This is a genomic window from Flavobacterium sp. MK4S-17, assembly GCF_009848495.1.
Taxonomy (GTDB): domain Bacteria; phylum Bacteroidota; class Bacteroidia; order Flavobacteriales; family Flavobacteriaceae; genus Flavobacterium.
Genome location: NZ_WWEP01000016.1, coordinates 55980 through 62467, shown reverse-complemented (window position 1 = coordinate 62467; position 6488 = coordinate 55980). Strand labels below are relative to the sequence as shown.

The window sequence follows — 6488 nt, the reverse complement described above, 5'->3', positions numbered from 1 at the left end:
CCGCCACTGCAATTGCAGTGGCGGTTTTTGTTATTCTGTGATAGCGTTTCCTTTGCTGTCAAAAAAACGGTACTCTAAATACGTGTAAGCGTCACGTGGTATAATCTTTATCCATTTTTTATGCTCAAAAAACCATTTTGAACGTATGGATGGAAAACCTTTGGTAAGGTATGCCGCCACAAAAGGGTGTGCGTTGAGCACTATCTTCTTATGGCTTTTAATAATTCTTTCAAGATCGGCTGTTATACGGTCTATAACCAGTATAGGGGCTTCTATTTCCCCGTTTTCCCTGTTAGGGTCTTCTTCCCTGGTTTTAATATTAACCTCAGGCCGAACGCGTTGCCGTGTAATCTGGATAAGTCCAAATTTACTCGGTGGCAGGATCTTGTGTTTTGCTTTATCGTCGCTCATTTCCTCTTTAAGAAAATCATACAGCTTCTTCCTGTTGTCAGGGTTAGACATATCAATAAAATCAACTACTATAATGCCTCCCATATCCCTAAGCCTTAGCTGCCTTGCAATTTCAGCAGCCGCTATAAGGTTTACTTCAAGAGCTGTATCTTCCTGGCTCTGTGCTTTATTAGAGCGGTTACCGCTGTTAACATCTATAACATGCAATGCTTCGGTATGCTCTATAATAAGATAAGCACCCTTACTCATTGATACGGTTTTGCCGAAAGAAGTTTTTATTTGCCGCTCTATACTGTATTTTTCAAAAAGCGGAAGCTCTTTGTTTTGGTATAGCTTTACGATATTCGCTTTATGGGGAGCTATCTCCTGCAGATAGTCCTTAGTTTGGTAAAACAAGTCTTCATCATCTGCATAAATCCCGGTGAAAGTGTCGTTAAAAACATCCCTTAAAATGGATGACACTTTATTTACCTCTCCCAATATTTTTGAGGGATGATGGGCACTGGGTATCCTTTTGCACATTGCCGACCATTTGTCGAGCAAATTCTGAAGGTCTTTATCCAGTTCTGCCACTTTTTTACCTTCGGCTACTGTTCTCACAATTACGCCGAACCCTTTTGGCCTTATAGACTGTACAAGGCGTTTCAGGCGCTCTTTTTCTTCTTTTGATTCTATTTTCTGGGAAATAGAAATCCTGTCGGAAAAAGGAACAAGCACCACATACCTGCCCGCCAGTGAAAGCTCTGAGCTTATCCTTGGCCCCTTGGTAGATATAGGCTCCTTTACCACCTGAACGAGTATTGACTGGTTGGCACTAAGCACATCGGTTATTACGCCGTTTTTGTCAATCTCAGCTTCAAAAGGAAAATTTTTAAGTGAATAATCTTTTAATTTACCTGCGCTTACAAGTTTAATGAATTTCATTAAGGAAGGAAGGTTTGGCCCCAAATCATGGTAATGCAAAAAAGCATCTTTCTCAAAGCCAACATTTACAAAGGCTGCATTTAAACCTGCAACTGGTTTCCTTATTTTGGCAATAAATATATCGCCAACCGAAAACTTGTTCCTGTCTTCCTTTTCTTTATGTAATTCTATTAGTTTTCCATCTTTTAACAAGGCAAAATCTACGGCTTCAGAACCTGATCGAATAATCAATTCCTTATTCACGCTGTACATTTTTATCCATACCATTTGCCGGGCTTACGCTACAGCAGCAAAACCGCTACAGCACCAGCCAAAGTATAGATGGATTAAACAATAATTTACAGGTATTGTGTACCCGGTGGTTTCCCGTTATCAGGCAGGCTAATGTATATAAGCCTTTTAAACCATAAACTGAAAACCAAATTTCAATGAACTTAAATTCTTAAAAAAGAAAAAGTAGTTTTACACTACTTTTTCTTTTTGTGACGGTTAGCTCTCGCTCTTTTTTTACGTTTGTGAGTAGCTACCTTATGTCTTTTTCTTTTTTTACCACTTGGCATATTCTAAGTGTTTTGGTGGTTAATAATTAGTTTACTTTCGCCTCTGTATTAGTTTTTACCCCGTCAACAAAAATTTTAGCAGGTTTAAAAGCCGGGATGTTGTGGGCAGGTATTTTTATCGTAGTGTTTTTAGAAATGTTCCTTCCTGTCTTTTCGGCACGTGTTTTAATAATAAAGCTGCCAAATCCTCTCAGGTAAACATTATCTCCTGTTTCAAGGGAATTCTTAACTTCTTCCATAAAAGACTCAACTGTTGCCTGCACATCTCCTTTTTCAAGACCAAGTTTCTCCGAGATTTTCGCTACGATGTCTGCTTTCGTCATTTTCTTTATAAATTTATTTTGTGTGTAATTTTTTTTAAGTGTGCAAATATAAGAATTAAAAAAACAATAATTCAAGGTTAAGACATTAAAATTTAATAACATAAACTTTTACTTTTGCCGAACTCCTTTTAAATAATGAATTTTTCTAAACAATTAATACAATGGTATTTACAAAATAAGCGTGATTTGCCCTGGCGCAAAACAACGCAGCCGTACCATATATGGCTGTCGGAAATCATGTTGCAGCAAACACGTGTGGCACAGGGACTGCCTTATTTTTTAAAGTTTACTGAAGCTTTCCCCACAGTACAGCATCTTGCTGAAGCTCCCCAAGAGCAGGTGCTGAAATTATGGCAGGGACTGGGATACTATTCGCGTGCTCGAAACCTGCACGAAACTGCAAAATATGTTGCTTTTAGCCATAACGGGGTATTCCCTGAAAATTATAACGGGCTATTAAAGCTTAAAGGAGTAGGCGAATATACAGCGGCCGCCATAGCGTCAATATGTTACGGTGAAGCCGTGCCTGTGGTTGACGGTAATGTTTACAGGGTGCTTTCGCGCTACTTTGGCATAGAAACCGATATTTCTTCAGGCAGTGCAAAAAAGCAGTTTACAGCACTTGCAGCTTCTCAAATGCCACCCGGAAGTGCATCGGATTTTAACCAGGCAATGATGGAATTTGGAGCTTTGCAATGCATCCCTAAAAATCCTGATTGTGCTTCCTGTGTACTTAATGCCGGGTGTGTTGCCTACCAAACCGGCAAAGTAAATATGCTGCCGGTTAAGCTAAAAAAAACAAAAGTAACCTCACGGTATTTTAATTATCTTATAATAAAGGACAAAAATAACAACAGCATTATACAAAAACGCACAGGCAAAGGTATATGGCATAACCTTTATGAGTTCCCGCTGCTTGAAACCGAGGCCGAAACTACCATAGCTGAAACCATCAAGCTGATACAGGATTTTTTACCCCCGCATATTAGACCTGTAAGTATAAGGCTTGTGACTACCGGGCCAATGATACATAAATTATCGCATCAGCACCTCAATATAAGGTTTTGGGAAATAACTGTCGATACTGTTTTACCGGAAGCTATGGATATTGAAACTATAAAGGCATACCCGTTCCCTATAGTACTTTATAATTTTATTGAACAGAATTGGGAGTGATTATTAATTTTCTTATTTTTGAGTAAACACAAATTAAACAAAAGCCATGAACGGAACGTTAAATAAAGTAATGCTTATAGGGCATTTGGGCGACGATGTAAAAATGCACTACTTTGAAGGAGGCAATTGCATCGGGCGGTTTCCATTGGCTACCAATGAGGTTTACATCAATAAGCAAACCAATGAAAAAATAACCTCAACCGAATGGCACAACCTTGTTGTTAGGAACAAAGCTGCCGAAATATGTGAAAAGTACCTAAGCAAAGGGGACAAAATTTATGTAGAAGGACGTATTAAGTCGCGCCAGTGGCAGGCTGAAGACGGCACTACCAAATATACTACAGAAATACAGGTTACTGAATTTACTTTTTTAACCACTAAAAAAGAAATGGATAACGCCGCCGGCGCAACACCTAATACTGCTGCCAACAGGCAGGGCTATAATAATACAGCGAGTGAGCCTGCAAGGCAAAATAATTATGATATGCAAAATGTGCCGTCAACAGAAGATGACGACCTGCCATTTTGATTGTTTAACTAATACCAAAAGCTTTGGACCCCGACCCCTCGAGTTTTATACCAGATTATAACCTTATTATAGGTTTTACCGGAATTATCATCCTGCTGTTATGTTCTGCTTTTATATCGGGTACCGAGGTTGCCGTTTTTTCGCTTAATCCGGAAGATGTGGATGAGATTAATAATGAGGCTCCCAAAAAAGGAAAGCTTATAACATCCATGCTGGATAAGCCAAAAAAATTACTGGCAACCATTGTTATCACCAATACTTTTATAAACATTGCCATTATAATACTATTCTTCCGGTTGAGCTATAATTTTTTCCCGGGGGTTTCCTCCTATTTAAAATTCGGGCTCGAAGTGCTTATCATAACTTTTGCAATATTGCTGTTTGGCGAAGTTGTGCCTAAAGTATATGCCAACCGGAATAAAAAAAGGTTTTCCAAAAAAATTGCCTATCCGCTCTATATACTCAATAAGCTGCTTTCACCTTTAAGCATACCAATGCGCGAAATAATACTGGCACTCCATAAAAAGTTTAATGTCCAGAAAAGCAGTTTTTCGGTTGACCAGCTATCGCAGGCACTGGAACTTACAGATTATGGCGATGCCACAATGGAAGAACAAAAAATACTTGAGGGCATTGTGAGTTTTGGCAATACAGATGCAAGACAGGTGATGAGCCCCCGCATTGATATTTTTGCACTTGATATTGAAGCAACCTTTAAAGAGATATTCCCACAGATTGTAGAGAAAGGCTTTTCACGCATACCTGTATATAGGGATAATATAGACCAGGTAGAAGGTGTTTTGTTTATAAAAGACCTGATACCGCATATTGATAAAGAAGATTTTGAATGGCAAAGCTTACTAAGGGAACCTTTTTTTGTACCTGAAAATAAAAAGCTGGATAATTTGCTTAAAGAATTTCAGTCGATGAAAAACCACCTTGCTATTGTTGTGGATGAGTATGGCGGCACATCGGGCATTATATCGCTGGAAGACATACTGGAGGAAATTGTAGGCGATATAAGCGATGAGTTTGATGATGAAGATATAATATTTTCAAAAATTGATGACAGCACCTACCTTTTTGACGGAAAAATAAGCCTGAAGGATTTTTACAGGATAACAGATATTGAGGAGGAAGATTTTGAAAATGCAAAGGGTGAAGCAGAAACACTGGCTGGCTTCCTACTGGAAATATCGGGTAATTTTCCTAAAAAGGGACAAAAAATTAACTTCAAAGACAATATCTTTACCGTCGAATCAGTTGATAAAAGGCGTATAAAACAAATTAAGGTTACACTGGTATAAATGACGATAATAGTAAAAAGACTTACAGGCATTGCAGCAGCTTTTGCTTTTGCTTTTGCAGCAGCAGGATGCGGCGATGAAACTGTGCCAAAGCCTAAAGGCTACCTAAGGCTGGACTATCCTTTAGGCAAGTATGTACTGTATAACAAAGACTGCCCCTTTTCCTTTGCTTACAACTCCCTGGCAAAAGTGAGTGAAAAAGATAATTGTGATTTGGTTATACAGTATCCTAAAATGAAGGCTACTATTTACCTTAGCTATAATAATGTGGATAACAATATTGAACGTTTACTGCGCGATGCCCAGAAACTTACTTATAAACATGTTATAAAAGCCAGTGAAATAAAGGAACAGCCCTTTATTAATCCGGATAAAAAAGTATATGGAATGTTTTACCAGGTGGGTGGTGATGCTGCAACTAATGCACAGTTTTATGTTACCGACAGTACAAAACATTTTTTATCAGGCTCCATGTATTTTTACGCCAAGCCTAATTTTGATTCCATTTTGCCCGCAGCAAGCTATATAAAAGATGATATACAAAATATTATGGAAACCATAAGGTGGAAATAAACATACTAGTATGAAAACAAAAAGCAGCCTTTATAAGGGCTGCTTTTTGTTTTATGTATGATAAGGGATTTATATTTTCCCTCCTTTGCTTTCAGATGAGCATGATTTTTTACCTTCACCCGCGCAGCATCCACCTTTTTTGCCTGCTTTGGCTTTATCGGCACAACAGGAACCTTTTGAGCTTTTTGATGTTTTATTATCTTTTTCCTCTTTGGAAGTTTTGCCTTTTTTTTCTTTTTCTTGGTCAACCTTATAATAAGCCTTATCTCCTGATGATTTAACGTCATGTACCTTGTAGGCACCATCTGCTATTTTCTCTACAGTTTCTACAAGAGTTTCAGGCGTCTGCCTTCCTGCATCAAAAGAAATAGTAGCTGTTTTGGTATCAAAATCTACTTTTGCCTCCTGAACGCCATCAAGGCCGGCAAGCTTCTTTTCAATAGTGGCGGCACATCCCATAGGGCAGGTCATGCCATCTATTTTAAAAGATGTTGTTTCAAGGTTAGCAGCCGTTTCCTTAACCATGGTGCTGTCAGTTACAGTACCGTTTTCTGTTTCCTCTATAGTACCGTCTTTAGAATTGTCTTTACAGCCTGTAAGTAAAAGGCATGCCAGTGCAAAAAATGAAAGTTTCTTTATTATGTTCATTGTAAAATGGAGTTATTATGTTTACAGATAATTGATT

At 38.4% G+C, this 6488-nt stretch carries 7 protein-coding genes; 4 read left to right on the top strand and 3 right to left on the bottom strand.

Annotation, left to right across the window (positions count from 1 at the left end):
- Positions 1–30: 30 nt before the first annotated feature.
- Together GSF09_RS07705 and GSF09_RS07700 are read right to left on the bottom strand one after the other, a co-directional pair.
- Positions 31–1587, bottom strand: a complete 1557-nt coding sequence (locus tag GSF09_RS07705; RefSeq protein WP_201309334.1) for a ribonuclease E/G — start codon at positions 1585–1587, stop codon at positions 31–33.
- Positions 1588–1921: 334 nt separating this feature from the next.
- A complete protein-coding gene (locus GSF09_RS07700) occupies positions 1922–2320 on the bottom strand; it encodes an HU family DNA-binding protein (protein ID WP_255457741.1) in 399 nt (132 codons plus the stop codon).
- A 33-nt stretch (positions 2321–2353) separates the two neighbouring features.
- On the opposite strand from GSF09_RS07700, the gene mutY reads away from it, so the two are divergent.
- From mutY to gldD, 4 genes are read left to right on the top strand one after another with little or no spacing between them, the layout of a single operon-like run.
- Positions 2354–3394, top strand: a complete 1041-nt coding sequence (gene mutY, locus GSF09_RS07695; RefSeq protein WP_159800367.1) for an A/G-specific adenine glycosylase — start codon at positions 2354–2356, stop codon at positions 3392–3394.
- A gap of 46 nt (positions 3395–3440) precedes the next feature.
- Entirely contained in the window at positions 3441–3923 is a 483-nt protein-coding gene (locus GSF09_RS07690) for a single-stranded DNA-binding protein (protein ID WP_159800366.1), read from the top strand.
- Between the two features lie 23 nt (positions 3924–3946).
- Positions 3947–5230, top strand: a complete 1284-nt coding sequence (locus tag GSF09_RS07685) for a gliding motility-associated protein GldE (protein ID WP_159800365.1) — start codon at positions 3947–3949, stop codon at positions 5228–5230.
- Positions 5231–5803 carry a gliding motility lipoprotein GldD gene (gene gldD / locus GSF09_RS07680; protein ID WP_159800364.1) on the top strand — a complete coding sequence of 191 codons (573 nt, stop codon included), beginning with the start codon at positions 5231–5233 and terminating at the stop codon, positions 5801–5803. It abuts the gene before it with no gap.
- A 69-nt stretch (positions 5804–5872) separates the two neighbouring features.
- On the opposite strand, the gene GSF09_RS07675 is transcribed toward gldD, so the two are convergent.
- Positions 5873–6451, bottom strand: a complete 579-nt coding sequence (locus tag GSF09_RS07675) for a heavy-metal-associated domain-containing protein (RefSeq protein ID WP_159800363.1) — start codon at positions 6449–6451, stop codon at positions 5873–5875.
- Positions 6452–6488 lie beyond the last annotated feature (37 nt).